We start from the raw sequence: 1,135 nt of genomic DNA on the forward strand, positions 1-1,135 counted from the left end.
CATTTAGTGTTAATCCTGCCGGAACACTGATCGCTGTTAATGTATCACAGTTTGTCGGGTTAGTAACCTCACAGATGCTGTACTCAACATCATAAGTTCCTGCTGCAGTATTCGCTGCAACTTTTACTGTTCCGTTCACATTTAGTGTTAATCCTGCCGGAACACTGATCGCTGTTAATGTTACTTGTCCAGCTGATGTTCCGATTAATACAGGGTTTCCGTTTAACGTATCGTTTGCTGTTAAAGCTGCTGTTGTACCGCCTGTGTTTCCGTTTACTGATGTCGTTGTTTCTGTAACTGCATCGATTACTGGTACACCTACTGTTACACTTACTGTGTTTGAACTACAGTTTGATGGGTTTAGTTTCTCACAGATTGTGTAAGTCAACTGATAAGTGCCTGCCGGAGCATTTGCACCTAATGTTAAACTTCCGTCTGGGTTTAGAACTAAATATCCTGTTGGGTCTACAGTAGTCGTAGTCAGATTTACATCTGATGGAACTAATGCTGTTCCGTTTTTAGTATCGTTATCAAACACATTTAATGGTAATGTCTGAGCTGTGTTTGTTGATGTAACTGATCCAATTGTATCAGGATTTGCAGTTAATACGCCGCCTGTTACCACAACTTTTGAGATTACTGTATCACAATTTGCTGGGTTACTGATCTCACAGATGCTGTATGTAACATCATAGGTATTTGCTGGTGTGTTTGGCGCAACTGTTACTGTTCCGTCTGCGTTTAAGGTTAATCCTGTTGGAACACTGATCGCTGTTAATGTTACTTGTCCTGCCGAAGTACCGATCACAAACGGGTTTCCGTTTAACGTATCGTTTGCTGTTAAGGCTGCTGTTGTACCGCCTGTATTTCCATTGATAGATGCTGTAGTTTCTGTTACCGCATCGATTACTGGTACACCTACTGTTACACTTACGGTATTTGAACTGCAGTTTGATGGATTTAGTTTCTCACAGATGGTGTAAGTTAATTGATAAGTACCTGCCGGAGCATTTGCGCCTAATGTTAAACTTCCGTCCGGATTTAGAACTAAATATCCTGTCGGATCTGCAGTAGTCGTTGTCAGATTTACATCTGATGGAACTAATGCTGTTCCGTTTTTAGTATCGTTATCAAA

At 41.0% G+C, this 1,135-nt stretch carries 1 pseudogene; it reads right to left on the reverse strand.

Annotation, left to right across the window (positions count from 1 at the left end):
* Positions 1-1,135, reverse strand: a pseudogene (locus APR43_RS24580) (hypothetical protein); the annotation flags it as partial.

This window comes from Flavobacterium sp. NLM, assembly GCF_002210235.1.
Lineage (GTDB): Bacteria > Bacteroidota > Bacteroidia > Flavobacteriales > Flavobacteriaceae > Flavobacterium > Flavobacterium panici.